This is a genomic window from Methylobacterium brachiatum, from assembly GCF_020523825.1.
In the GTDB taxonomy this organism is placed as follows: Bacteria; Pseudomonadota; Alphaproteobacteria; order Rhizobiales; family Beijerinckiaceae; genus Methylobacterium; species Methylobacterium brachiatum.
Map to the genome: position 1 here is coordinate 57049 of NZ_JAJALK010000019.1, position 25068 is coordinate 82116.

The following is a 25068-nucleotide window of genomic DNA, read 5'->3' on the forward strand; positions in this document are numbered from 1 at the left end:
GCGCGCGAGGCGCGCGCCGCCATCACTTCGCGCGACGGCTTCCCGCATGAACGATCCCGGGTCAACGGTCCCGGCCGCGACCCGGCGGCTCGATCCCGACGCGGCCGGCCTGGCGCAGGCCGCCGCGTTGCTGCGGGCCGGCGCGCTCGTGGCCTTCCCCACCGAGACGGTCTACGGGCTCGGCGCCGACGCCACCGACCCCGCCGCCGTGGCGCGGATCTTCGCCGCCAAGGAGCGGCCGCGCTTCAACCCGCTGATCGCCCACCTGGCCGACAGGGACGCCGCTCTCGCCGAGGGCAGCTTCGACGAGGCCGCCCGTCGCCTCGCCGAGGCGTTCTGGCCGGGCCCCCTGACCCTGGTCGTCCCGGCCCATGCGGGCACCCGCGTTTGCGATCTGGCCCGGGCCGGGCTGCCCAGCGTCGCCCTGCGGGTCCCCGGGCATCCGGTCGCCCGCGCCCTGCTGGAGGCCGTCGGCCGGCCGGTGGCGGCGCCCTCGGCCAACCGGTCGGGTCGGGTCAGCCCGACTCGGGCCGAGCACGTCCTCGACGACCTCGCCGGACGGATCGCCGGCCTGCTCGACGGCGGCGACACGCCGGTGGGGGTCGAATCGACGGTGGTGGCCTGCTTAGGCGGACCGCCACGCCTGCTGCGGCCGGGCGGGATCACCCGGGCGGCGCTCGGCGTGGTCCTGGGCTTCGACCCCGCCGCCCCCGAGGCGGCCGATGCCGACCAACCGGCCGGCCCCGGCATGCTCGCCTCGCATTACGCTCCCCGGGCGCGGGTGCGGCTCGACGTGGAGCGCATCGAGCCCGGCGAGGCGCTGCTGCTGTTCGGGGATGGATGGCCCGAGGGTCACGAGTGGGCGCGGGCGGTGCTGAACCTGAGCCCGGCGGGCGATCCGGCCGAGGCGGCGTCCCGCCTATTCGGGGCGTTGCGCGATCTCGACGCGTCCGGGGCCGCCACGATTGCGGTCGTGCCGATCCGAGCGGAGGGCCTGGGCGAGGCGATCCGCGACCGTCTAGCCCGAGCGGCCGCCCCGCGCTGACAGAAAAGTATTTTTATCATCGCCGTGGAACAGACCGCGGCATGGATCGTTCATTGATCACGAAGGCCTTCTCAGCCCCCAAATGGCCTTTTTCCTTCAAGGCTCGGAGCAATCCGAGCCTTTTTTCTTGTCTTGCGCCGTCCCGAGCCGCGCTGCGACCGGGACGGCCCCCGTTGGCGGATGGCGCGCCGGATCAGGCGAGCTTGGCCGCGATCCCGGCGACATGGCGGCCCTGGAACCGGGCGCCGTCCAGCTCGACCGCGCTCGGCTGGCGCGAGCCGTCGCCATCCGCGATCGTGCTGGCGCCGTAGGGCGTGTTGCCCTTCACCGCCTCGACGCCCGTCTGGCCCGGGAAGGCGTAGGGCAGGCCGACCACCACCATGCCGTGGTGGAACAGCACCGTGTGGAAGCTCGTCAGCGTCGTCTCCTGGCCGCCATGCTGGGAGGCCGTGGAGGTGAAGACCGAGCCGACCTTGCCGATCAGGGCCCCCTTCATCCACAGGCCGCCGGTCTGGTCGATGAACTGCTTCATCTGCGAGGCCATGTTGCCGTAGCGGGTCGGCGTGCCGAAGATGATGGCGTCGTACTGGGGCAGCTCATCCACGGTGGCGATCGGCGCGGCCTGATCGAGCTTGAAGTGATTCTGCCGGGCGACCTCCTCGGGCACCAGCTCCGGCACGCGCTTGACCACCGCCTCGGCCCCGGCCTCGCGGGCGCCCTCGGCGACGGCATAGGCCATCTGCTCCACATGTCCGTAGGTCGAGTAGTACAGCACCAGAACCTTGGCCATCGCGCGATCTCCCGTCTCGGGTTGCGGAGTGCCGCCGGGCTTCCCCGACGGCACGATCGCCTTTCCATCGCGCGTTTTGTGCTTTGCAAAAATGCCCTTCGGCGCAAGAGTGCGCTTGCAGCCATGCAAGAGAGTTCGCGTGTCGCTCGATTGGGACGAGTTCCGCTTCGTGAAGGCGGTCGCCGACCGGGGCGGCCTGACCGCGGCTGCGGCGCAGCTCGGCATCAACCATTCCACGGCGTTCCGGCGCCTCGGATCGATCGAGGCCCGGCTCGATGTGCGCCTGTTCGAGCGCCTGCGCACCGGCTACGTGCCGACCCCGGCCGGGCTGGCGATGATCGAGGCGGCGGCCCGGATCGAGACCGACGTCGCGAGCTTCTCCCGGACGGTCGCCGGCCAGGATCAGACGCCGTCGGGCGAGTTGCGCGTGACCGCGCCGGTCAATCTCGCCTCGACCCTGCTGATGCCGATCCTCGCATCCTTCTGCGACCGCTATCCGCAGATCCGCCTCGACCTGATCCTGGCCGAGGAGGCGCTGAACCTGTCGCGCCGGGACGCCGACGTGGCGATCCGCGCCAGCCGGAACCCGAGCGAGACGCTGGTCGGGCGACGCCTGACCGGGATCGCCTGGGCGGTCTACGGGCAGGCCGGGCAGACCTACGGGGACCTCGCCGACGCGTACTGGGTGGTCCCCGGTTCGGCGGTCGCGGCCTCCCTGTTCACGCCGTTCGTCGCGGCCCGTGCGCCCGTCGAGCGGGTGCGGCTGCGGATCAACACGGTGACGGGCTTGACCGCCGCGGTGGCGGCGGGGATCGGGATCGGCCCGCTGCCCTGCTTCGAGGGCGATGCCGACCCGACGCTGCGCCGGCTGTCGGGCCCGCATCCGGAGATCGGCGCCGATCTTTGGATGCTGACGCATCCCGACCTGCGCCATGCCGGGCGGGTGCGGGCCTTCATGGATCACCTGGCCGAAGCGATCCTGCCGCTGCGGCCGCGCTTCGAGGGCCGGTAGCTACGGTCAGGCGCGGACCTCGACCACCTCGACCTCGTTGCCGTTGACCTCGACGACGTCGCCGACGCTCTTGCCGGTGATCGCCCGGGCCAGGGGTGCCACGTAGGAGATCGTGCCCTTGTGCGGGTCGGCCTCGTCCTCGCCGACGATGCGGAAGGTCTGGCGAGTCTCCTTGCCGGACTCGTCCTCACGCAGGATCGTGACGGTGGAACCGAAATGCACGGTGTCGCCGCTCATCGGCTCGACCACCTGGGCGGTGTTCTTGCGCGCCAGCCAGTAGCGCAGGTCCCGGCCGATCCGGGAATCCTCCGCCTTGTCGGCGTGGTCCAGGGTGGACAGTTCCTTCTCCAGGCGCGCGACCTCGGCCTCGATCTGCGCCAGCCCTTCCGGGGTGACGAAGTTCGCGTGCGGCGAGATCGGACGATCGGGCAGGTTCTCGAAGGCTTCTCCACCTTCGGTCTCTTTGACGAATGCGACGCTCATAAGGAATGTAATGCGGCAGGAACGGCGGAGGTTCCAGCCGTCACCGCCCGCGTCTCTGCGAAGACATCGGGCGCGATCCGTCGAAGACGGCGAAGGCTTGGCGTTCCGCGACGCGCGACATTCGTGCACAAGGCCGGCTCTTCGAAGGATCTCCGGAGCAGCCGATGTCGTCCCCACCCTTTTCCGAGGCCATCGCGGCCAACCGCAAGGCCTGGGATGCTTCCGCTCCGTTTCACCGGGCGGATCCCACCTGGGATCGACTGACCCGTCACTTCGCCAGCAACCCGAACTTCTCCTGGTTCGACCCGCCGATGCAGGCGGCCCTGCAGGAGATCGGGCTCGCGGACAAGACGGTGGCCCATCTCTGCTGCAACAACGGCCGGGAGACCGTGTCGCTGATGAATCTCGGCGCCCGGGCGGCGGTGGGGTTCGACCAGTCGGAGGCGTTCCTGGACCAGGCCCGGGAGCTGGCCCGGATCGCCGGGCGCGCCTGCCAGTTCGTCGCCGGCGACGTGCACGCCATCGACCCGCACTACGACGCCAGCTTCGACCTCGTGGTGATCACGATCGGCGTGTTCGGCTGGATGCCGGACCTCGCCCGGTTCATGGCGGTTCCCGCGCGGCTGCTGCGCCCGGGCGGCCGGATCCTCATCCACGAGGAGCACCCGATCACGAACGTGTTCGAGCCGAAACAGGAGCCGGCGCTCCTCGTCCGGCACTCCTACTTCCGCGACGCGCCCTTCGTGGGCGAGACCGCCATCGTGTACGGGGACGGCCCGGCACCGGAGGTCGGGCCGCATTACTGGTACGTGCATCCCATGAGCCGGGTGATCGAGAGCCTGATCGGCGCGGGGCTCGCGATCGAGCGGTTCCAGGAATTCCCGGACAACATCAGCACCACCGCCGACGAGCCCCTTTCGGCCGGCCGGCTGCTGCCGCTGAGCTACCTGCTCCAGGCCCGGAAAGGGCCGGAGCATCGAGCGCTCTAGCCGATTTCCACAACGGTGCGGCCCCGGATCCGGCCAGCCAGGATCTCCGGGCCGAGCCGGCCGACCTCCTCCAGGCGGACCCGGCTGGTCATGCGGGCGAGCGTGTCGAGATCGAGTTCCCGGGCGAGGCGCGCCCAGGCCTCGCGGCGCTTGGGCTGCGGGGTGGTGACGCTGTTGATCCCGAGCAGCGAGACGCCGCGCAGGATGAACGGCGCCACGGAGGTCGGCAGGTCCATGCCCTGGGCCAGCCCGCAGGCCGCCACCGCGCCGTCGGACCGGGTCTGCGCCAGCACGTTGGCCAGGGTGGTCGAGCCCACCGCGTCGATGCCGGCCGCCCAGCGCTCCTTGCCCAGCGGCTTGCCGGGCTTGGACAACTCTGCCCGGTCGAGGATCTCGGCAGCGCCGAGGCCCTTGAGGTAGTCGGCCTCGCCGTCCCGGCCCGTGGAGGCGATCACGTGCCAGCCGGCCCGGGCCAGCAGCGCCACCGCCACCGAGCCGACGCCGCCGGACGCCCCGGTGACGATCGCGGGCCCCTGCGCCGGCGTCAGCCCGTGCGCGTCGAGGGCCATCCGGGACAGCATCGCGGTGTAGCCCGCCGTGCCGATCGCCATGGCCTGTTCGGCGGTCAGCCCTTGGGGGAGCGGCACCAGCCAGTCGCCCTTGACCCGGGCACGCTCAGCGTAGGCGCCCAGATGCGTCTCGCCGACACCCCAGCCGGTGAGCACGACCGCGTCGCCGGGCTTGTAATCCGGGTGATCCGAGGCCTCGACGATCCCGGAGAAATCGATGCCGGGAATCATCGGGAAGCGGCGCACCACGGGCGACGTGCCGGTGAGCGCGAGCCCGTCCTTGTAGTTCAGGGTCGAGTGCGTCACCCGGACCGTGACGTCACCCTCCATCAGGTCGGCATCGTCGAAATCCCGGAAGGCGAGGCTCTGCCCGGCCTCGCCCTTGTCGATCACCCAGGCCTTGAACGTCCCCATCACCACCTCCCATGCATGCGCCGTGAGGTGTCGCCGGGACGTCCGGAATCAAGGCGGCCGGATCAGTAGCCGTCGTACCGGCTGCCGGTGGAGAAGCCGAGGCCGACGCCGATATCGGCCGAGCTGGCGCCCGTGATGCCGACGGCGTCCGGGATCGACCCGACCAGGGGCCCGCCATAGGAGGCGGCGCGGTAGCCGCCGCCATAGCCGCCGCGGACCGGCACCCAGCCGGCGCGGGCCGGCGCCACCAGGACGCGCCGGGAGACGGTGGCGTATTCCGGCGGGATGGTCTCGGGGATCGACTGGGCGGGCCGCACCAGCACGGTCCGGGTGCGCAGGGCGAAGCGCGGCGGCGTGGTGACCCAGCAGCCGATCAGCTCGCCGCCGGGACCGCGGCTCGTCTGCCAGACGCGACCGCCGGGCGAGACCATCACGCGCTCGGACACGGTGTCGTAGACCGGCGGCGTGGTGCGGTAGACCGTGCGCGGCGGCCGCACCAGCACGTTCTCCTGCACCGTGTCGTAGACCGGCGGGGACGTGACGTGGCGGTAGCATTCGGAGCCGTAGCAACCGCCGGCCTGCGCGGGGGCGGCGAACAGCAGGCCGCCGAAGACGGCGGCGAGAAGGGTGGAGCGTGCGACCGGCGCGGTCATGGAGGTCCTCTGGTACGCGGTACGGGCGAGATGCTGCGCAAAGGCGGCGCTCGTCTCGACGCACTACAGGCCAGACTCGTTGCCCGACTCGCAAGCAGAGTTCAAAAGGAAGGTAAAATTACCCTCGGTCCCGATTGCGTAGTTACTGAATGCTTAGGTAAATCTCTCCAATCTACTGGATCGCCCGGCGCACGATGATCGAGAGGCCGTCCGCCTCGGCGGCACGGCAACATGGCGTGGATTCAGGGTCGATATCGGCCGCCGCCCTTAGGCAAGTGACAGCTGCAAATGCCCCCGCTACCGTAGCCCCGTTGGGCGCACCCTCCCGTCACGAAGGCACCGGGCCACCGGCGCTTACGGCGGATTAGCCGACCGCTGTCGTTCGAGTAGGCAGACGGGAAGGGGGTGAGCGATGTGTTGATGATTCCGCTCTTGCGGATCACCGTTACGAGAAACCCGAGCGGTGAGTGGTCTGTGACCATCACGCTCGGGCTCGCGTAACACGTAGCTGCCAGGCTACCCAACAAGAGGGTCCGCGGGTGGCCCCCCGCGGGCTCTCGCCCACATTATGTGGACCGATGCGCAGGAATGCAAACCCCCGCGCGAATGCAGGAACCCCCTGCCGATGCAGGCCGCTCAGGTCTGCCCGGGCTTGAGCTGGTAGAAGATGTGCCGCCCGATCACATCCATCTTGCGCAGGCGGCGCGCCCAGCCCGGCCGCACGTAGTCGGCGTGGTAGTGGGTGGCGGCGCCGACCTCGGCCAGGTAGGTCCGGCCCTCGATCACCGAGCGGGCGATCCGGGTCGCCGATTCCCAGGCGCCGGCATCGGTGATGCGCAGGGACTTGCCCTCGCAGGCGAAGGAGAACTGGCAGCCCATGTAATGGTGCCGGTTCTGGTAGACGACGCCGCAGACGCTGCTCGGATAGAGGCCGCTCTTCACGCGGTTGAGGACCACCTGGGCGACGGCGGCCCGGCCGGCCTCGGATTCGCTGCGGGCCTCGAAATACACCGCTTCCGACAGGCAGCGCTGCTCCTTGTCGAGGGATTCCGGATCGATCAGGTCGGCGTAGCGCCGGCGGGCATCCTCGGGGACCGATTGCAGGATGTCCGGGCGATCGGCACGGATCGCGAAATCGGGCAGCGCCAGGCTCGCGGCCGCAACCTCGATCGGGATCGCGTCGGCCGGCGCGGGCGTGGTCGAGGACAGGGCCACGGCCCGGGGCACGGGCGGGGTCGAGCCGTCGAAGCGGCGCTCGGTCTCGCCGTCCTCGGTGAGGTCGGCACTGCCCTCCCCCGTGGAGGCGGCGCTGCCGGACCCCGTGGTCAGGCCGAGATCGGGCACCGGCACGAAGCCGGCCTCCGGCTCGGCCTCGGGATCCCAGACCGCCGAGCCCGCGCTCAGCACGCCGCTGACGCTGCCGGTGACGTCGCCGAACACCAGGGCGGCGCCGGTCTCGCGCAACGCGGCGGCACGGCGGGCGAAGCTCGCGGCCGGCGGCTGGGACGGGTCGCCCTTGCCGTCCCGCTGTACCACCGGGAAGACGTGCGCGCCGGTCTTGAGCACCGCCTGGAGCGGCTCGTCGGCGCTGCGCCGCAGGGCGGATCCGATCAGCGCCGTGCCGGGCGGCAGGGCCGGGACCGTGAAGGCATCGATCGCCCCGAGCCGGCTCGAGCCGATGGCGTTCTCGGTCCCGGCATCGGCCGTGAACGAGACCAGCAGGCCGAGCCCCGCCAGCCAGGGCGTGAAGGCGGCCGAGAGCCAGCGCAGGCTCGATTCCCGTCGTCCTCGTCTCGCACGCACGGCTACAGACCCGTTCCGACCAACCCCATCCGCGATCCTGGGCGCCGAAGACGGCGGTTCCGGTGCGGCCCGGGATTTATCGGCCGGTATGGTTGAGGTCGGGTTAAGCGCGGCCGCGCGGGCGCGTCCGAACCAGGACGGCGCTCTCGCTCCAGCGGTTCTCAGCTGTCCGGCGATTCGAGGCGGGGCGCCCAATCCTCGACCACGCCGCGTTCGAGACGCCGCCGGGCCAGCGCCCGCCAGGAGGGGGACAGCGTCTCGAGCGCCGCGATCCCCGCGAGGGCATCCCGATCCAGCCGGTCCACGTAGAAGGCCCGCAGGAGCCGGGTGAGCGGCCAAGCCGGGTGGGGCCGGTCGATCAGGCGCAGGCGGTCGCCTGGCGCGATCATCCCCGGCTCGACGACGCGGTAGTACCAGCCGGTCCGCCCGCTCGCCTGGACACGGCGGGCCATGTCGGCGGCGGCGAACCGGTGATTGAGCTTCCAGCAGGGCTGCCGGGCCTGGCTGACCTGCAGCAGGGCCGAGCCGACGCGCCACAGGTCGCCGACGCAGATATCGTGTTCGGTCAGGCCCAGGGTCGAGAGATTCTCGCCGAAGGCGCCGGGCCGCGCGAGGAGGGACGGGTCGGCCTCCGGCACGTCCCGCCGCCAGCCGGCGTAATGATCGAACGCGTAATGGTGCACGGCCTTCTCGGGGCCGCCGTGATGGCGGAGATCCGCCTGTGCGTCGCCGGCGAGCCCATTGAGGCCGACCGCGACCGGGTGGAGGCGGGGCGTCTTGGCGATGCCGCTGCTCGAGCCCGACAGGCCGAGCGGGGCGACCGGCCCGACCAGCACCGCGTCGATCGCGACCTCCGTCACGGCGTCGGTCATGTGAGCCCGCCCAGCCATTCGGCGAGGCAGCGCCGGCCCGCCTCGGCGGCGCCCGGGCCGAGCCGGCGCGCATCCGCCCGCAGGGCCGGCACCGACGCGCCCGGCGTCGCCGCGATCTCGACCGCGTGGCCGATCAGCCAGCGCTCGAAACCCTGCCCGTCCGCCTCCGGATGGAACTGGAAGCCCAGCGCGTGCCGGCCGAGCGCGAAGGCTTGGTTCGGGCAGAGCGGCGTCGCCGCCAGACGCTCGGCGCCGGGCGGAAGATCGAAGGCGTCGCCGTGCCAGTGCAGCACGGGCACATGGTCGAGATGCCGCAACGGGCCGGCGCGGCCGCGATCGGTCAGCGCCACCGGCGCCCAGCCGATCTCCTTGCCCGGGCCGGGGGCGACCCGGGCCCCGAGGGCGGCGGCCATGAGCTGCGCACCGAGGCAGATCCCGAGGGTCGGTGCGCCGGCGGCGAGCCGAACCCGCAGGGCTTCCCGCTCGGCGCGCAGGAACGGGTAAAGGTCATCCTGGTCGGCACTCATCGGACCGCCGAGCACGACGAGGAGGTCGGCGCCCCCGGCTTGCTCGGGGGTGAGATCGTCGATCCCTGCATCCCGGTAGCGGATCGCGTAGCCGGCTTGCTCGATGGGATCCGCGAAGGCGGCGAGATCCTCGAACGCCACGTGGCGGATGACGACGGCTTCGCGCATGGCCCCACCCGGTTTGTGACCGACCCGGGACGCCCCGACTCGGACAACCTGTTGTCCAGAGGCATAAAGGTTGCCCGTATCGGGGGCAAGCGGCATGGTCCCGCCATGTCGATCCTCGCCGGCCGCATCCGCGCCTTCCGCCACCGCCGCGGCCTGACCCTCGAAGCGCTCGCGGCCGCCGCCGGCATCCACAAGGGGCACCTGTCCCGGATCGAGCGGGGCGAGAAGGCGCCCTCGGTCGGCACCCTGGAGGCGATCGCGCAGGCGCTGGGCGCCCAGATGGCGGAGCTGTTCGGGGAATCGGCCGGGGCCGCCGACCTGGTCGTGGTGCGGCGGGAAGACCGGGCCGTGGTCCAGGACCCGGCCTACGGGGTGCAGGCGCTGATACCCGGGGCCGACGGCCGGGCCGGCTCGCTCTACATCGTCGAGCCGGGCGACGCGTTCCTTACCCAGGACCGGCCGAGCCATGCCGGCCAGGAGATCGCCTACGTGCTGGAGGGCGCGGTCGAGCTGGCGGTGGCGGACCGGCTCCTCACGCTGCGGGCCGGCGATTGCGCCACCTACGCGGCCGGGCTGCCGCACCGGCTGCGCCGGCTCGATGGGCGCAAGGCCGCCGTGCTGGTCTTCGTCGCCGGCTGACCGGAGCCGGCAAAAAGAAAGGGCGGCCTCACGGCCGCCCCTCCTGCGTCTGTCGCTCCCGATCCGATCACTCGGCGGCGGGGGGCAGCTCCTCGATCGGATCCGCGGCGCTGCCGGCCTGCTTCTGCTGCAGGATCATCGCGTCGCGACGGCGCGCCACCGCGCGGATGTCGGCCACCATCGAGCCCGTGCCCGCCGGGATGAGCGAGCCGACGATGACGTTCTCCTTGAGGCCTTCCAGATGGTCGATCTTGCCGTTGACCGCGGCCTCGGTGAGCACCCGGGTCGTCTCCTGGAACGAGGCCGCCGAGATGAACGACTTCGTCTGCAGCGACGCCTTGGTGATGCCGAGCAGAACCGGCACGCCCTGGATCGGCTTCTTGCCCTCGGCAAGCAGCTTCTCGTTGTACTCGGTCAGCTCCGTCCGATCGATCTGGTCACCCGCGAGGATGTCCGAATCGCCACCGTCGGTGACTTCGACCTTCTGCAGCATCTGCCGGACGATGACCTCGATGTGCTTGTCGTTGATCGACACGCCCTGCAGCCGGTAGACCTCCTGGATCTCGTTGACGAGGTAGGCCGCGAGTTCCTCCACGCCCTTGATCGCCAGGATGTCGTGCGGGGCCGGGTTTCCGTCGACGATGTAATCGCCGAGTTCCACCACGTCGCCATCCTGCAGGTGGATGTGCTTGCCCTTCGGGATCAAGTACTCCACCGCCTCGGAGCCGTCATGCGGCGTCAGCGTGAGCCGACGCTTGTTCTTGTAGTCGCGGCCGAACGCGATGGTGCCCGACTTCTCGGCGATGATCGCCGCGTCCTTCGGGCGCCGGGCCTCGAACAGCTCCGCCACCCGCGGCAGACCGCCGGTGATGTCGCGGGTCTTGGCCGAGTCGGTCGAGACACGGGCCAGGATGTCGCCGGCATTGACCTTCGCTCCCGGATCGAAGCCGATGATGGCGTCGACCGGCAGGAAGTAACGGGCGTCCGAGCCGCGCGGCAGCTTGAGCGCCTTGCCCTCCTTGTCGACCACGACCATCGCGGGCTTCAGATCCGAGGTCCGGGCCGAGCCGCGCCAATCGACCACCACGCGCTTGGCGATGCCGGTCGATTCGTCGGTGGTCTCGGTCATGGACTGGCCGTCGACCAGATCCTCGTAGGCCACGATACCGTCGACCTCGGTGAGGATCGGACGGGTGTAGGGGTCCCACTCGGCGATCCGCTGGCCGCGCTTGATCTTGTCGCCCTCGTCGACCCGGAGCTTGGCGCCGTATTGCAGGCGGTGGACCGCCCGCTCGACCCCGTCCGACCCGACGATCACGACCGCCACGTTCCGGCCGGTGGCGATCAGGTCCCCGTCCGAGTTCTTGGCGATAGCCCGGTTGCGGATCTTGATCGTGCCCTCGAAGCTCGACTCGATGAACGACGAGTCGGCGATCTGCGCGGCGCCGCCGATGTGGAAGGTGCGCATGGTGAGCTGGGTGCCCGGCTCGCCGATCGACTGCGCCGCGATGACGCCGACCGCCTCGCCCATGTTGACGGGCGTGCCGCGGGCGAGATCGCGCCCGTAGCAGGTGGCGCAGACGCCGCTCTTGGTGGCGCAGACCAGCACGGAGCGGATCTTCACCTCCTGGATGCCCGCCGCCTGGATGGCCGGCAGGTGCCGCTCCTCGATGGTCTCGCCGGTCTTGACGATCACCGTGCCGTCGGCCGCGACCAGATCCTCGGCCGTGGCGCGGCCGAGAATGCGGGTCGCCAGCGTCGCCACGACCTGGCCGGCATCCACGATGGCGCGCATCTTGATGCCGTTGGTCGTGCCGCAATCGACCTCGCGGATCACGGCGTCCTGGGCCACGTCGACGAGGCGGCGGGTCAGGTAGCCGGAGTTGGCGGTCTTCAGGGCGGTGTCGGCGAGGCCCTTACGGGCACCGTGCGTGGAGTTGAAGTACTCCAGCACGTCCAGACCTTCCTTGAAGTTCGAGATGATCGGCGTCTCGATGATCTCGCCCGAGGGCTTGGCCATCAGGCCACGCATGGCGGCGAGCTGCTTCATCTGGGCGGGCGAGCCACGGGCACCCGAGTGGCTCATCATGTAGATCGAGTTGACCTGCTTGTCGGCGCCGTGCTCGTCCTTCTGGACGCTCGAGATGCGGTTCATCATCTCGGCGGCCAGCTTGTCCGAGCACTTGGCCCAGGCGTCCACGACCTTGTTGTACTTCTCGCCCTGGGTGATCAGGCCGTCGTTGTACTGCTGCTCGTAGTCCTTCACGAGCGTACGGGTGGTGTCGACGATCGACCACTTGTTGTCCGGCACGACCATGTCGTCCTTGCCGAACGAGATGCCGGCCTTGAACGCGTGGTTGAAGCCGAGCGCCATGATCCGATCACAGAAGATCACCGACTCCTTCTGACCGCAGTGGCGGTAGACGGTGTCGATCATCGCCGAGATCTCCTTCTTGGTCATCAGCTTGTTGACGACGTCGAAGGGAACCTTGGCGTGCTTCGGCAGGGCGCCGGACAGGATGACCCGGCCCGGGGTGGTGTCGTAGGTCTTGGTCAACGGCTCGCCATCCGGGCCGATGCCGGTCCAGCGCCACTTGATCTTGGTGTGCAGCGACACGGTCTTGGCCGCGAGCGCGTGCTCGAGCTCGCCCATGTCACCGAAGACGCCCTGCATCGGGTTCTTGGCGTTGTCGGCCTTGAACTCGCCCGGCGCGCCGTCGGCCACGATCGACAGGTAGTAGAGGCCGAGCACGATATCCTGCGACGGCACGATGATCGGCTGACCATTCGCCGGGTGCAGGATGTTGTTGGTCGACATCATGAGGACGCGCGCTTCCAGCTGCGCCTCGAGCGACAGCGGGACGTGCACGGCCATCTGGTCGCCGTCGAAGTCGGCGTTGAACGCGGCGCAGACCAGCGGGTGCAGCTGGATCGCCTTGCCCTCGATCAGCTTCGGCTCGAAGGCCTGGATGCCGAGGCGGTGCAGCGTCGGCGCGCGGTTCAGCATCACCGGGTGCTCGCGGATCACCTCGTCGAGGATATCCCAGACCTCCGGCTTTTCTTTCTCGACCAGTTTCTTGGCCTGCTTCACCGTCGCCGAGAAGCCCTTGGCGTCGAGGCGCGCGTAGATGAACGGCTTGAACAGCTCGAGCGCCATCTTCTTCGGCAGGCCGCACTGGTGCAGCTTCAGCTCGGGGCCGACCACGATGACCGAACGGCCCGAGTAATCGACGCGCTTGCCGAGCAGGTTCTGGCGGAACCGGCCCTGCTTGCCCTTCAGCATGTCGGCGAGCGACTTCAGCGGGCGCTTGTTGGCACCCGTGATGACGCGGCCGCGGCGGCCGTTGTCGAACAGCGCGTCGACAGCCTCCTGCAGCATCCGCTTCTCGTTGCGGATGATGATGTCGGGCGCGCGCAGCTCGATCAGCCGCTTGAGGCGGTTGTTGCGGTTGATGACGCGACGGTAGAGGTCGTTCAGGTCGGAGGTCGCGAAGCGGCCGCCATCCAGCGGGACCAGCGGGCGCAGGTCCGGCGGGATCACCGGGACGACGGTCAGGATCATCCATTCCGGCTTGTTGCCGGACATCTGGAACGCCTCGATGATCTTGAGGCGCTTCAGCAGCTTCTTCGGCTTCAGCTCAGAGGTGGTGACCGCGATCTCCTCGCGCAGATCGTTGGCGATCTTGTCGAGGTCGAGCTCCTGCAGGATGCGCCGGATGGCCTCGGCGCCGATCATGGCGGTGAACGAATCCTCGCCGTACTCCTCCTGGGCGCGCAGGTACTCCTCCTCCGACAGGAGCTGACGCTCCTTCAGGGGGGTGAGGCCCGGCTCGATGACGCAGTAGGACTCGAAGTACAGGATGCGCTCGAGGTCCTTGAGGGCCATGTCGAGCAGCAGGCCGATGCGCGAGGGCAGCGACTTCAGGAACCAGATATGCGCGACCGGGGCGGCCAGCTCGATATGGCCCATGCGGTCGCGCCGGACGCGCGCGAGGGTGACCTCGACGCCGCACTTCTCACAGATGACGCCCTTGTACTTCATGCGCTTGTACTTGCCGCACAAGCACTCGTAGTCCTTGATCGGCCCGAAGATGCGCGCACAGAACAGGCCGTCGCGCTCGGGCTTGAAGGTCCGGTAGTTGATGGTCTCGGGCTTCTTGATCTCACCGTATGACCAGGAGAGAATCTTCTCCGGCGACGAGATCGAAATCTTGATCTGATCGAAGCTGACCGGCGTGGCCTGCTGGTTGAAAAGGTTCATGACCTCTTGGTTCATGATCCGCTCCTTGTTGACGCCGGTTGCCCCGCGCCGGGCCCCCGTGTCCTGAAAAAGATCCGGCGCCGCGCCCCGTTCGAGCGCCGCTGACCGTCGTCACCGGAGGCCCCGCCCCTCCCCGCTCGACCGTGGCGACCCGAGGCCGCCACGGGAGGTGTTCGCGACGCCGCTACTCGGCGGCGTCGGCGGGCGGCTCGAGCTGGTCGTTGGCGGCCTTCTTGGAGGACGTCAGCTCGACGTTGAGGCCGAGCGAGCGCATCTCCTTGACGAGCACGTTGAACGATTCGGGGATGCCGGCCTCGAACGTGTCGTCGCCGCGGACGATCGCCTCGTAGACCTTGGTGCGGCCGGCCACGTCGTCCGACTTCACCGTGAGCATCTCCTGCAGCGTGTAGGCCGCGCCGTAGGCCTCCAGCGCCCAGACCTCCATCTCGCCGAAGCGCTGACCGCCGAACTGCGCCTTGCCGCCCAGCGGCTGCTGGGTGACGAGCGAGTACGGGCCGATCGACCGGGCGTGGATCTTGTCGTCCACCAGGTGGTGCAGCTTCAGCATGTAGATGTAGCCCATCGTCACCTTGCGGTCGAAAGGCTCACCGGTCCGCCCGTCGTAGAGCGTCGACTGCGCCGAGCGGTCGAGGCCGGCCATCTCGAGCATCTGCTCGATGTCGGCCTCCTTGGCGCCGTTGAACACCGGCGTGGCCATCGGCACGCCGCGACGGACGTTGTTGCCGGCCTCGGCCAGCTCCTCGTCGGTCAGGCCATCGAGCTCGCCCGGAGAGTAGATCGCCGTCATCTCCTCCCGCAGCGGGGTGATGTCCTGGGTCTTCAGATAGGCATCCACCGCCTTGGAGACCTTGCGACCCAGGCCCGCAGCCGCCCAGCCCAGATGGGTCTCCAGGATCTGGCCGACATTCATGCGCGAGGGCACGCCCAGCGGGTTGAGCACGATGTCGGCATGGGTCCCGTCCTCCAGGAACGGCATGTCCTCGATCGGCACGATCCGCGACACGACACCCTTGTTGCCGTGACGGCCGGCCATCTTGTCGCCCGGCTGGATCTTACGCTTCACCGCCACGAAGACCTTGACCATCTTCATGACGCCGGGCGGCAGCTCGTCGCCGCGCTGCAGCTTCTCGACCTTGTCGAGGAAGCGCTGCTCGAGGCGCTTCTTCGACTCGTCGTACTGCTTCTGCATCGCCTCCATCTCGGTCATGAGACGGTCGTCGATGACGGCGAACTGCCACCATTGCGAGCGCGGGTAGTCGTTGATCAGCTCGCGGGTGAGCGTGGTGTCCTTCTTGAAGCCCTTCGGGCCGGCCACCGGCGCCTGACCGATCAGCACGTCCGCCAGGCGGGCGTAGGTGTTGCGGTCGAGGATCGCCTGCTCGTCGTCGCGGTCCTTGGCGAGCCGCTCAATCTCCTCGCGCTCGATCGCCTGGGCGCGCTCGTCCTTGTCAACGCCGTGGCGGTTGAACACCCGGACCTCGACGATCGTGCCGGTGACGCCCGGCGGCACCCGCAGGGAGGTGTCGCGCACGTCCGAGGCCTTCTCGCCGAAGATGGCGCGCAGGAGCTTCTCCTCCGGCGTCATCGGGCTCTCGCCCTTCGGGGTGATCTTGCCGACCAGGATATCGCCGGCATTCACCTCGGCACCGATATAGACGATGCCGGCCTCGTCGAGGTTCTTGAGCGCTTCCTCGGAGACGTTCGGGATGTCGCGGGTGATTTCCTCCGGCCCGAGCTTGGTGTCGCGGGCCATCACCTCGAACTCCTCGATATGGATCGAGGTGAACACGTCATCCTTCACGATCCGCTCGGAGAGCAGGATCGAGTCTTCGAAGTTGTAGCCGTTCCACGGCATGAACGCGACGAGCACGTTCCGGCCGAGGGCGAGCTCGCCGAATTCCGTCGACGGACCGTCGGCGATGATCTCGCCCTTCTTCACCGGCTCGCCGACGCGGACCAGCGGCTTCTGCGTGATGCAGGTCGACTGGTTGGAGCGCTGGAACTTCTGCAGGCGGTAGATGTCGACGCCCGGCTTGGTGGCGTCGGCCTCCTCGGTGGCCCGGATGACGATACGGGTGGCATCCACCTGATCGACGATGCCGGAGCGGCGCGCCGCGATGGCCGCGCCGGAATCGCGGGCGACCACGGCCTCCATGCCGGTGCCGACGAACGGCGCGTCGGCGCGCACCAGCGGCACGGCCTGCCGCTGCATGTTCGAGCCCATGAGGGCGCGGTTGGCGTCGTCGTTCTCGAGGAACGGGATCAGCGCCGCGGCCACCGACACGAGCTGCTTGGGCGAGACGTCCATGAGGTCGACGCGCTCCGGACCCACGACGATCACGTCGCCGGCCCGGCGGCAGACCACGAGGTCTTCCGTCAGCTTCTTGTTCTCGTCCATCTGCGCGTTGGCCTGGGCGACGTAGTACTTCGCCTCCTCCATGGCCGAGAGGTAGGCGACCTCGTCGGTGACCACGCCGTCGCGCACGCGGCGGAACGGGGTCTCGATGAAGCCGTACTTGTTCACCCGGGCGAAGGTCGCCAGCGAGTTGATCAGGCCGATATTCGGGCCTTCCGGCGTCTCGATCGGGCAGATGCGGCCGTAATGGGTCGGGTGCACGTCGCGCACCTCGAACCCGGCGCGCTCGCGGGTCAGACCGCCCGGGCCAAGCGCCGAGAGGCGGCGCTTGTGCGTCACCTCGGAGAGCGGGTTGGTCTGGTCCATGAACTGCGAGAGCTGCGACGAGCCGAAGAACTCGCGCACCGCCGCCGCCGCCGGCTTGGCGTTGATCAGGTCCTGCGGCATCACCGTGTCGATATCGACCTGGCTCATGCGCTCGCGGATCGCGCGCTCCATGCGGAGCAGCCCGAGCCGGTACTGGTTCTCCATGAGCTCGCCGACCGAGCGCACCCGGCGGTTGCCGAGGTGGTCGATGTCGTCGATCTCGCCCTTGCCGTCGCGCAACTCGACCAGCGCCTTGACGACCGCCAGCATGTCCTCCTTGCGGAGGGTGCGGACCGTGTCGGCGGCGTCGAGGTCGAGGCGCATGTTCATCTTCACGCGGCCGACCGCGGAGAGGTCGTAGCGCTCGGAATCGAAGAACAGCGAGTGGAACATCGCCTCGGCGGTGTCGAGCGTCGGCGGCTCGCCGGGCCGCATGACCCGGTAGATGTCGAACAGCGCGCCTTCGCGGTTGGAGTTCTTGTCCACCGCCAGCGTGTTGCGGATGTAGGGGCCGACATTGACGTGGTCGATGTCGAGCACCGGCAGCTCGGTGATGCCGACCTCTTCGAGGCTCTTCAGGAGCTTCTCGGAGATCTCCTCGCCGGCCTCGGCCCAGATCTCGCCGGTCTCGGTGTTGACCAGGTCCTCGGCGATGTACTGGCCGACGAGATCCTCGTCGGTGGCCTTGAGGAACTTGGTGCCCTTCTCGGTGATCTGCCGGGCGTTGCGGGCGTTGAGCTTTTTGCCGGCCTCGAGCACGACCTCGCCGGAATCGGCGTCGATCAGGTCGACGGTGGCCTTCATGCCCTTCATCCGCTCGGGGTCGAACGGCACGCGCCACTCGGCGCCGTCGCGGTCGTAGACCACGCGGTTGTAGAAGGTCGACAGGATCTCCTCGCCGTCGAGGCCGAGCGCGTAGAGCAGCGACGTCGCCGGCAGCTTGCGCTTGCGGTCGATGCGGACGTGCACGATGTCCTTGGCGTCGAACTCGACGTCGAGCCAGGAGCCGCGATACGGGATGATGCGGGCGGCGAACAGGAGCTTGCCCGAGGAGTGGGTCTTGCCCTTGTCGTGGTCGAAGAACACGCCCGGCGAGCGGTGCATCTGCGAGACGATGACGCGCTCGGTGCCGTTGACGATGAAGGTGCCGTTCTCCGTCATCAGGGGCATGTCGCCCATGTAGACGTCCTGCTCCTTGATGTCCTTGACCGACTTGGCCTGGGTGTCCGGATCGACGTCGAACACGATCAGACGCAGGGTCACCTTCAGCGGGGCCGCGAAGGTGATGCCGCGCTGGCGGCACTCGTCGACGTCGTATTTCGGCTGCTCGAACGTGTAGCGCACGAATTCGAGCAGGGCCGTCGAGGCGAAGTCCGAGATCGGGAACACCGACTTGAACACGCTCTGGAGGCCTTCATCGCCGCGGCCGCCCTCCGGTTCGTCGACCATGAGGAACTGGTCGTAGGATGCCTTCTGAACCTCGATGAGGTTCGGCATCTCGGCGACTTCCTTGATCTTGCCGAAGAACTTCCGAATGCGCTTGCGACCGACCAGCGTGTTGGCCATGTGAACTCGCTCCATCCCGCGTGCCTCGCGCCCGGGGAAGCGTTCCCGAAAGGGACCTCCCGCGCCGGGCCGTAACGCGCGCCCCGCCGGACCGCGCCACCGAACCGAATCTCTCTGGCCCGTTTCAGGGCCCTCCGCCGAAGCGGCCTAAAGCCCGCGGGTGCTGCACCCGCGGGCTCCAGTCACGACAGGCCCGAAGCGGACCTCCGTGGGGTGATGGGCCGGAACCGGCCCATCGTCGACTTACTTGAGCTCGACCTTGGCGCCAGCCTTCTCGAGCTGGGCCTTGAGCTTCTCGGCCTCGTCCTTGGCGACGCCTTCCTTGACCGGCTTCGGAGCGCCCTCGACCAGATCCTTGGCCTCCTTGAGGCCGAGGCCGGTGATCGCGCGGACCTCCTTGATGACCTCGATCTTCTTGTCGCCGGCGGCAGCGAGCACGACGGTGAACTCGGTCTGCTCCTCGACGGCGGCGGCGGCGCCACCGGCGGCCGGGCCAGCGGCGACGGCGACGGCGGCAGCAGCCGAGACGCCCCACTTCTCTTCGAGCATCTTGGCCAGGTCGGCGGCCTCGAGAACGGTCAGCGAGGACAGGTCGTCGACGAGCTTGGCAAGATCAGCCATTTTCAATTCCTCTCAGATATCGGTTCGAACGATTGGTTTTTGAAGGGCCTCAAGCGGCCTCGTCCTTGGTGGCGTAGGCCCCGAACACGCGGGCGAGCTTGGCCGCCGGCGCATTGACGACCTGGGCGATCTTGGTCGCGGGCGCCTGTACGAGGCCCACGATCTTGGCGCGCAGTTCGTCGAGGGACGGGAGCGAGGCGAGCGCCTTCACGCCGTCCGGGTTCAGGGTTGTCTTCCCCATCGCGCCGCCGAGAATCACGAGCTTGTCGTTCGTCTTGGCGAAATCGACCGCGACCTTCGCGGCTGCGACCGGGTCGCCGGAATAGGCGAGCAGGGTCGGGCCCTTCAGGAGCGGCTTGATGGAGGCGACGTCCGTACCATCGAGTGCGATGCCGGCGAGGCTGTTCTTGGCGACCTTCACGGTGGCGCCGGCCTGCTTCATCTGCGAACGCAGCTTCTGCATGTCGGCCACCGTGAGGCCCTTGTAGTGGGCCACGACGACGACGGCGCTCTGATTGAACACGCCGTTGAGCGTCGAGACGAGGTCAGCTTTTGCTGTCCGGTCCACTGGGCTCTCTCCGGTTGGCGGAACCCGGTCTCGGGTCCGCCGGTTGCACATGCCGCCCGGACGTCGTCTCGGCCTTCAAGAGACCGGGAACGTCCGAACGACGCTTCGCGGCCCTGTCCCCGCACGTGCCCCTGGGGGCCGCTTCGGGCGAGTTGGTTCAAACCGACACCTCTCTACGGCGTTTGCCGGAGCGAGGCTTTTCCTAAGTTCGGTCTTCCCCGTCTGTGCAGGCTGGTCTTTGATTAAGCCGGCGAACCGGCACCTGCAGTCTCGGACAGGACATGGCCGGACAAGGCTCCGCAGGGCTTGGCGCCCTCTGGATCCTGCCGGCCTTTGCCACCCGGTTGCCCGGGCGACATTTCATGCGGAAACCGGCCGATTGGCCGTCTCCTTCCGTGAGGATGAAATGCGTAAGGCGCGGTGTATAGAGGCTAGGACGCCGCCTGCCAAGGGCCGAAGCGCGACTTTTCCGCCGCAGGCAAGGGCCCGTGGGGGAGATCGGCTTTGGAGGCAGGGTCAGTCGGGTTCAGCTCGGCCCCTCATCCTAGGCAAACGCCCGATCCTGGAGCGCCGGCGCTCCAGGATCGAATCGAGATCGATGTCGGTGGGGCTGCGAGGCCCCGCACAGGCGACCCGTTATGCTAGGCCGCCTCGCGCTCCGGTGCCAGCTTGCGCCGGGCATTCTCCCACCACGAGCGCCGCCGTGCATCCTCGGCCTCCGCGGCCTTGGCGGCGTAGAACGAGGCGTTGTGCTCGCCCCGCAGGGCCTCGCGGGTGAAGCGGATCAGGTGGTGGGCGACGAAGCCCATATTGAACACCGCTTCGATCTGCCCGCGCTTGAGCGCGTAGCCGGCGGCGCTCCAGAACGGCCTGCGGTAATCCGAGAGCAGCCCGACCCGCGTGATGATGTTGAAGCCGAGGATCAGGCCGCGGCGCAGGTTCGTGAAGGTGAGCTTGCCCTTGGTCGGCGTCTTGATCCGGTTCGGGTAGGTGGTCTGGCACTGGTGCTTGAACCGGGAGAAGAGCTGCTCCGGCTCGTAGGCGTGGGCGATCGCCCGGCGCCAGCTCGCCACGACGGTGTCGTGCGGGCGCTTGAACAGCACGTTGGATTCCAGCGCCGCGTCGTGAACCAGCCGGCCCTCGCGCTCCAGCCGGTCCCAGAGCGGGGTCTTGGGCAGGGCCTGGAGCAAGTTGATGGTCAGCACCGGGATCGCCGACTTGTCGATGAAGTCGATCAGGTTCTGCTCCGACTTGTCGCTGTCGGAATCGAGGCCCAGGATGATGCCCGAGGTCACTTCGAGCCCGTAGGAATTGAGCGTCTCGATCGCCTCGTACATCGGCACGGCGGCGTTGTGGGTCTTGTCGATGCCCTTGAGCGCGTCCGCCTCCGGCGTCTCGATGCCGACGAACACGGTCATGAAGTTGGCCTGGCGCATCAGCTCGAGGATCTCGGGCTGCTTGGCCATGTTCAGGGTCGCCTCGCAGGCGAACTGGAGCGGGTAGTTGTTCTTCTTCTGCCACTCCACAAGATGGGGCAGCATCTCGCGCGTCGCCTTGCGGTTGGCGATGAAGTTGTCGTCGACGAAGTAGACCACCGCCGGATGCCCGGGCTGGCTGATGATGGCGTCGAGCTCGGCGCACATCTGCTCGGGGGTCTTCAGCCGCGGCTGGCGGCCGTAGAGCTGCGGGATGTCGCAGAACTCGCAGCGATACGGGCAGCCAGAGGAGAACTGGAGCGAGCCGATCAGGTAGCGCTTGAGCGGGGCCGCCTCGTAGGCCGGGGCCGGGAAGTCCGAGAGCGCCAGCCGCTCGCCGGTCTCGAACACGACCTGCTGGGTCGGCCGGGCGACGTCGGCATCGAGCCGCTCGATCAGCCGGTCGGTGGCGTCGCCGATCTCGCCGACATGGAGATAGTCGAAATCCGGGTATTTCTCGCGCGCCCCGGATACCGAGGGGCCGCCCAGCACCGCGACCTTGCCGGCCGCATGGGCGCGGCGGCCGATATCGTGGATCTGGCCCTCCTGGATATGCATCCCGGAGACGAACACGGCGTCGGCCCAGGCGAAATCCTGGGCGGAGGCGCGCCGGATGTTCTCGTCGATGAAGCGGTACTCCCAGCTCTCGGGCATGTAGGCCGCGATCACCAGGAGGCCCTGCGGGGGCATGAACGCCTTGACGCCGCCCATCAGCGGGTAGGCGTGCGAGAATGTCCCGAACGAGGGCGTGTAGGCGGGGAAGACGCACAGGATGCGTCGGCGGGTCGTGACGGAGACAGTGCTGCGCATGGCGCCTATCTAGCACAGCCGTGCGGGATGGCGCCCCCCTTCAATGCTGAGAATAACGTGATGGATCCAACCACCGCCGGGAGACCGGGCCTCAGCCTCGCGCACGAAAAACGCCCGGCCGTTTCCGGCCGGGCGCTTCGTGATAACGATGAGTCGAGGTTCAGGCGGTCAGCACCGTGTTCGGCTCGACCTTCACGCCCGGGCCCATCGTCGAGGTGACGGCGATGCGCTGGACGTAGGTGCCCTTGGCGCCCGCGGGCTTCGCCTTGGCGACCGCGTCGGCAAACGCCTTGATGTTCTCGACGAGCTTGTCGGCGTCGAACGAGACCTTGCCGACGCCGGCATGGACGATGCCGGCCTTCTCGACGCGGAACTCCACCGAGCCGCCCTTGGCGCCGGCGACGGCGCTCTTCACGTCCATGGTGACGGTGCCGACCTTCGGGTTCGGCATCAGGCCGCGCGGGCCCAGCACCTTACCGAGACGGCCGACCAGCGGCATCATGTCCGGGGTGGCGATGCAGCGATCGAACTCGATCTTGCCGCTCTGGACGATCTCGAGGAGATCCTCGGCGCCCACGATGTCGGCACCCGCCGCCTTGGCGTCGTCCGCCTTGGCGCCGCGGGCGAAGACCGCCACGCGGACCGTCCGGCCGGAGCCGTTCGGCAGGTTGCAGACGCCGCGGACCATCTGGTCGGCGTGGCGCGGATCGACGCCGAGATTCATCGAGACCTCGACGGTCTCGTCGAACTTCGCGGTCGCCCGCTCCTTGACCAGCTTGATCGCCTCGTCGAGCGGGTAGAGCTTGGTCACCTCGATGCCCTCGCGGGCGGCGCGGATGCGCTTTCCTTCGCGTGCCATGATGTCCTCCCTCAGGCCGTGATTTCGAGGCCCATGGCCCGGGCAGAGCCGCGGATCATGGCGACGGCCGCTTCGACCGAGTCGCAATTGAGGTCGGGCATCTTCTTCTCGGCGATCTCGCGCAGCTGCGCCTCGGAGATCTTGCCGACGGACGGACCCTTACCGGGGGTCTTCGAGCCCGAAGCCGGCTTCTTGCCGATCTTCAGACCGACGGCCTTCTTCAGGAAGAAGGTGACCGGCGGCTGCTTCATCTCGAAGGTGAAGGAGCGGTCCTGATACGCGGTGATGATCACCGGGATCGGAGTGCCCTTCTCCATCTGCGCGGTCTTCGCGTTGAAGGCCTTGCAGAATTCCATGATGTTGAGACCGCGCTGACCGAGCGCGGGACCGATCGGGGGCGACGGGTTCGCCGCGCCGGCCGGGACCTGAAGCTTCACGTAACCCGTGATCTTCTTCGCCATGGGATGACTCCCAAACTGCGTCCGCCGCCGGGCTGCCTAAGCGCGGGCGGGTCGGACGATTGCAGGTCGCGGTGCGATCCGTGGATCCCGGAGGCGAGGCCGGGCAGATCTTCCGCGGGTGAGACCGCCCCCGCGCGGGGTGCGGCCGCTTCGCGGCCGATGCTCAGCACCGGCCGGAAGAAGATGGGCGGCCGGAGACCGACCGCCGAATTCCGATGTCGCTCAGGCCTTCTCGACCTGGGCGTATTCCAGTTCCACCGGGGTGGCGCGGCCGAAGATCGACACCGCTACCTTGAGGCGGGAGCGGGCCTCGTCGATCTCCTCGACGGTGCCGTTGAAGCTCGCGAACGGGCCGTCGGCGACCCGGACGGTCTCGCCGATCTCGAACGCGATCGACGGCTTCGGCCGGTCGACGCCCTCGGCGACCTGGCCCTTGATCCGCTCGGCCTCGGCGTCGGGGATCGGAACCGGCTTCGACTTGTCGGCGCCGAGGAAGCCCGTGACCTTCGGGGTGTTCTTGATGAGGTGGTAGACCTCGTCGGTCAGGTCGCACTTCACCAGGACGTAGCCGGGGAAGAACTTGCGCTCGGCATCGACCTTCCGGCCGCGGCGCACCTCGACGACCTTCTCGGTCGGGACCATCACCTCGTCGAACAGCTCGGTCAGCCCGCGCTGGGCCGCCTGGTCCTTGATGGACTGCGCGACCTTGTTCTCGAAGTTCGAGTAGGCGTGGACGATGTACCAGCGCTTCGACACGGTTCCGTTCAACTCCGACAAGTCCGCGAGGTCTCCCCCGATCGATATCGCCCCTCAGAGGCCGAGCACGAGGCCGACCACGAAGCGCAGGGCCTGGTCGACCACCGTGAAGAACAGGCTGGTGACCACGACCATCACGAACACCATGATGGTGGTGATCGTGGTCTCCCGGCGGGACGGCCAGGTGACCTTGCGGGCCTCGTCGCGGACCTGGGAGAAGAACTCGCCCGGGGTCACGCGCTTCTGCGGTACCTTGGCGGGCGTGGCCGGGCGGGCCGGCGGCGTGTTCGCGGGACCGCGAGCTGCGCCGCGCGCCACATCCACCTTCTTGGTCGCTTCGTTCGATGCCATGGCGCCAGTGTTTTTTGCGTGCGCGAGCCCGAGGCAGGGCCTGCTTCCGGGAACGCGAACATCCGGCGCCGAGGGCCTGGACGGGCCCGCACCGACGGTCGCTTCAGATCTCGGATTGCGCCCGCTCTAGCGCAACTCCGCCGGCTTGTCGACCGGGGCGACCGCGCGGGGTTGGGTGAGATATCTGGCAGGAGTGGAGGGACTCGAACCCGCAACCTCCGGTTTTGGAGACCGGCGCTCTGACCAGTTGAGCTACACTCCTAGCGTCCCGCCAAATGCCCGATCGCGGCGCCGCTTGCAAGAGGTTTGCGATCGCTTTGGCAGGACTTTCAGGGGGCTGAGGCCCGAAACCGGTGGCCAAACCGGCGGCGATGACGGGCTCGGCGGGCGAGTGCCCGACGCGACGACGCCGGCCTCCGCGGGGACGGAGACCGGCGCCGGTCGCTTGACGGTCAGCCGGCGGCCCGACGGGTCGGGCCGGGCGAGACCTCAGTCGTTGATGGCGGCGACGACGCCGGCGCCGACGGTGCGGCCGCCTTCACGGATGGCGAAGCGTAGCTTCTCCTCCATGGCCACCGGCACGATCAGCGTGACGTCCATGGTCACGTTGTCGCCCGGCATCACCATCTCGGT

At 68.7% G+C, this 25068-nt stretch carries 21 protein-coding genes and 1 tRNA gene; 4 read left to right on the forward strand and 18 right to left on the reverse strand.

What is annotated here, in order from left to right:
* Window positions 1-46: 46 nt before the first annotated feature.
* On the forward strand, window positions 47-1045 hold the full coding sequence (locus LGR69_RS27415; RefSeq protein ID WP_230368021.1) for an L-threonylcarbamoyladenylate synthase: 999 nt from the start codon (window positions 47-49) through the stop codon (window positions 1043-1045).
* 193 nt (window positions 1046-1238) lie between these two features.
* On the opposite strand, the gene wrbA is transcribed toward LGR69_RS27415, so the two are convergent.
* Window positions 1239-1835 (reverse strand): NAD(P)H:quinone oxidoreductase, encoded by a 597-nt coding sequence (gene wrbA / locus LGR69_RS27420; RefSeq protein ID WP_050735276.1) that lies wholly within the window; start codon window positions 1833-1835, stop codon window positions 1239-1241.
* Window positions 1836-1974: 139 nt separating this feature from the next.
* Here wrbA and LGR69_RS27425 point away from each other — a divergent pair, with 139 nt between their 5' ends.
* On the forward strand, window positions 1975-2847 hold the full coding sequence (locus LGR69_RS27425; protein WP_007566025.1) for a LysR family transcriptional regulator: 873 nt from the start codon (window positions 1975-1977) through the stop codon (window positions 2845-2847).
* Window positions 2848-2853: 6 nt separating this feature from the next.
* On the opposite strand, the gene greA is transcribed toward LGR69_RS27425, so the two are convergent.
* Window positions 2854-3330: a transcription elongation factor GreA gene (greA, locus tag LGR69_RS27430; protein ID WP_007566026.1), complete on the reverse strand. Its 477-nt coding sequence runs from the start codon at window positions 3328-3330 to the stop codon at window positions 2854-2856.
* Between the two features lie 164 nt (window positions 3331-3494).
* Here greA and LGR69_RS27435 point away from each other — a divergent pair, with 164 nt between their 5' ends.
* Window positions 3495-4319 carry a class I SAM-dependent methyltransferase gene (locus tag LGR69_RS27435; protein ID WP_230368022.1) on the forward strand — a complete coding sequence of 275 codons (825 nt, stop codon included), beginning with the start codon at window positions 3495-3497 and terminating at the stop codon, window positions 4317-4319.
* Here the strand turns inward: LGR69_RS27435 and acuI are convergent.
* From acuI to LGR69_RS27460, 5 genes are all read right to left on the reverse strand, one after another.
* On the reverse strand, window positions 4316-5302 hold the full coding sequence (gene acuI, locus LGR69_RS27440; protein ID WP_230368023.1) for an acrylyl-CoA reductase (NADPH): 987 nt from the start codon (window positions 5300-5302) through the stop codon (window positions 4316-4318). The two genes, LGR69_RS27435 and acuI, sit on opposite strands and share 4 nt — an antisense overlap.
* 62 nt (window positions 5303-5364) lie before the next feature.
* Window positions 5365-5955: a hypothetical protein gene (locus LGR69_RS27445; protein ID WP_230368024.1), complete on the reverse strand. Its 591-nt coding sequence runs from the start codon at window positions 5953-5955 to the stop codon at window positions 5365-5367.
* A 636-nt stretch (window positions 5956-6591) separates the two neighbouring features.
* Complete coding sequence (locus LGR69_RS27450; protein ID WP_230368034.1) at window positions 6592-7692, reverse strand: cell wall hydrolase; 1101 nt, start codon at window positions 7690-7692, stop codon at window positions 6592-6594.
* A 227-nt stretch (window positions 7693-7919) separates the two neighbouring features.
* Window positions 7920-8630, reverse strand: a complete 711-nt coding sequence (locus tag LGR69_RS27455) for an MOSC domain-containing protein (protein ID WP_230368025.1) — start codon at window positions 8628-8630, stop codon at window positions 7920-7922.
* The gene (locus LGR69_RS27460; RefSeq protein ID WP_230368026.1) at window positions 8627-9325 is read right to left on the reverse strand and encodes a glutamine amidotransferase; all 699 of its coding nucleotides are present in this window, start codon (window positions 9323-9325) and stop codon (window positions 8627-8629) included. The genes LGR69_RS27455 and LGR69_RS27460 overlap by 4 nt, the downstream gene beginning before the upstream one ends.
* 105 nt (window positions 9326-9430) lie before the next feature.
* Between LGR69_RS27460 and LGR69_RS27465 the strand changes: the two genes are divergently transcribed.
* The gene (locus LGR69_RS27465) at window positions 9431-9964 is read left to right on the forward strand and encodes a helix-turn-helix domain-containing protein (RefSeq protein ID WP_230368027.1); all 534 of its coding nucleotides are present in this window, start codon (window positions 9431-9433) and stop codon (window positions 9962-9964) included.
* 67 nt (window positions 9965-10031) lie between these two features.
* On the opposite strand, the gene rpoC is transcribed toward LGR69_RS27465, so the two are convergent.
* The 11 genes from rpoC to LGR69_RS27520 form a co-directional block, all read right to left on the reverse strand.
* Window positions 10032-14240, reverse strand: coding sequence for a DNA-directed RNA polymerase subunit beta' (gene rpoC, locus LGR69_RS27470; protein WP_230368028.1), 4209 nt, complete (start codon window positions 14238-14240; stop codon window positions 10032-10034).
* Between the two features lie 169 nt (window positions 14241-14409).
* Window positions 14410-18534, reverse strand: a complete 4125-nt coding sequence (gene rpoB, locus LGR69_RS27475) for a DNA-directed RNA polymerase subunit beta (RefSeq protein WP_050735284.1) — start codon at window positions 18532-18534, stop codon at window positions 14410-14412.
* Between the two features lie 243 nt (window positions 18535-18777).
* Window positions 18778-19155: a 50S ribosomal protein L7/L12 gene (gene rplL / locus LGR69_RS27480; RefSeq protein WP_007566046.1), complete on the reverse strand. Its 378-nt coding sequence runs from the start codon at window positions 19153-19155 to the stop codon at window positions 18778-18780.
* Between the two features lie 49 nt (window positions 19156-19204).
* A complete protein-coding gene (gene rplJ, locus LGR69_RS27485) occupies window positions 19205-19723 on the reverse strand; it encodes a 50S ribosomal protein L10 (RefSeq protein WP_007566048.1) in 519 nt (172 codons plus the stop codon).
* A 641-nt stretch (window positions 19724-20364) separates the two neighbouring features.
* The gene (locus LGR69_RS27490; protein ID WP_050735286.1) at window positions 20365-22008 is read right to left on the reverse strand and encodes a B12-binding domain-containing radical SAM protein; all 1644 of its coding nucleotides are present in this window, start codon (window positions 22006-22008) and stop codon (window positions 20365-20367) included.
* 160 nt (window positions 22009-22168) lie between these two features.
* Entirely contained in the window at window positions 22169-22867 is a 699-nt protein-coding gene (gene rplA, locus LGR69_RS27495) for a 50S ribosomal protein L1 (protein WP_007566052.1), read from the reverse strand.
* Between the two features lie 11 nt (window positions 22868-22878).
* The gene (gene rplK, locus LGR69_RS27500; RefSeq protein WP_007566054.1) at window positions 22879-23328 is read right to left on the reverse strand and encodes a 50S ribosomal protein L11; all 450 of its coding nucleotides are present in this window, start codon (window positions 23326-23328) and stop codon (window positions 22879-22881) included.
* A gap of 222 nt (window positions 23329-23550) precedes the next feature.
* The gene (gene nusG, locus LGR69_RS27505; protein ID WP_007566056.1) at window positions 23551-24084 is read right to left on the reverse strand and encodes a transcription termination/antitermination protein NusG; all 534 of its coding nucleotides are present in this window, start codon (window positions 24082-24084) and stop codon (window positions 23551-23553) included.
* A gap of 54 nt (window positions 24085-24138) precedes the next feature.
* Window positions 24139-24435, reverse strand: coding sequence for a preprotein translocase subunit SecE (gene secE, locus LGR69_RS27510; RefSeq protein WP_007566058.1), 297 nt, complete (start codon window positions 24433-24435; stop codon window positions 24139-24141).
* Between the two features lie 185 nt (window positions 24436-24620).
* A tRNA-Trp gene (locus LGR69_RS27515) sits at window positions 24621-24697 on the reverse strand.
* Between the two features lie 227 nt (window positions 24698-24924).
* Window positions 24925-25068 (reverse strand): EF-Tu C-terminal domain-related protein (locus tag LGR69_RS27520; protein WP_459560865.1); only part of this gene is annotated, 144 nt, incomplete at its 5' end.

What these genes read in the sequence shown, in the direction of transcription:
- LGR69_RS27415 (WP_230368021.1), top strand. Translation starts at nt 47, where the DNA reads ATGAACGATCCCGGGTCAACGGTCCCGGCCGCGACCCGGCGGCTCGAT.
- wrbA (WP_050735276.1), bottom strand. Translation starts at nt 1,835, where the DNA reads ATGGCCAAGGTTCTGGTGCTGTACTACTCGACCTACGGACATGTGGAG.
- greA (WP_007566026.1), bottom strand. Translation starts at nt 3,330, where the DNA reads ATGAGCGTCGCATTCGTCAAAGAGACCGAAGGTGGAGAAGCCTTCGAG.
- LGR69_RS27435 (WP_230368022.1), top strand. Translation starts at nt 3,495, where the DNA reads ATGTCGTCCCCACCCTTTTCCGAGGCCATCGCGGCCAACCGCAAGGCC.
- acuI (WP_230368023.1), bottom strand. Translation starts at nt 5,302, where the DNA reads ATGGGGACGTTCAAGGCCTGGGTGATCGACAAGGGCGAGGCCGGGCAG.
- LGR69_RS27445 (WP_230368024.1), bottom strand. Translation starts at nt 5,955, where the DNA reads ATGACCGCGCCGGTCGCACGCTCCACCCTTCTCGCCGCCGTCTTCGGC.
- LGR69_RS27455 (WP_230368025.1), bottom strand. Translation starts at nt 8,630, where the DNA reads ATGACCGACGCCGTGACGGAGGTCGCGATCGACGCGGTGCTGGTCGGG.
- LGR69_RS27460 (WP_230368026.1), bottom strand. Translation starts at nt 9,325, where the DNA reads ATGCGCGAAGCCGTCGTCATCCGCCACGTGGCGTTCGAGGATCTCGCC.
- LGR69_RS27465 (WP_230368027.1), top strand. Translation starts at nt 9,431, where the DNA reads ATGTCGATCCTCGCCGGCCGCATCCGCGCCTTCCGCCACCGCCGCGGC.
- rpoC (WP_230368028.1), bottom strand. Translation starts at nt 14,240, where the DNA reads ATGAACCAAGAGGTCATGAACCTTTTCAACCAGCAGGCCACGCCGGTC.
- rpoB (WP_050735284.1), bottom strand. Translation starts at nt 18,534, where the DNA reads ATGGCCAACACGCTGGTCGGTCGCAAGCGCATTCGGAAGTTCTTCGGC.
- rplL (WP_007566046.1), bottom strand. Translation starts at nt 19,155, where the DNA reads ATGGCTGATCTTGCCAAGCTCGTCGACGACCTGTCCTCGCTGACCGTT.
- LGR69_RS27490 (WP_050735286.1), bottom strand. Translation starts at nt 22,008, where the DNA reads ATGCGCAGCACTGTCTCCGTCACGACCCGCCGACGCATCCTGTGCGTC.
- rplA (WP_007566052.1), bottom strand. Translation starts at nt 22,867, where the DNA reads ATGGCACGCGAAGGAAAGCGCATCCGCGCCGCCCGCGAGGGCATCGAG.
- rplK (WP_007566054.1), bottom strand. Translation starts at nt 23,328, where the DNA reads ATGGCGAAGAAGATCACGGGTTACGTGAAGCTTCAGGTCCCGGCCGGC.
- secE (WP_007566058.1), bottom strand. Translation starts at nt 24,435, where the DNA reads ATGGCATCGAACGAAGCGACCAAGAAGGTGGATGTGGCGCGCGGCGCA.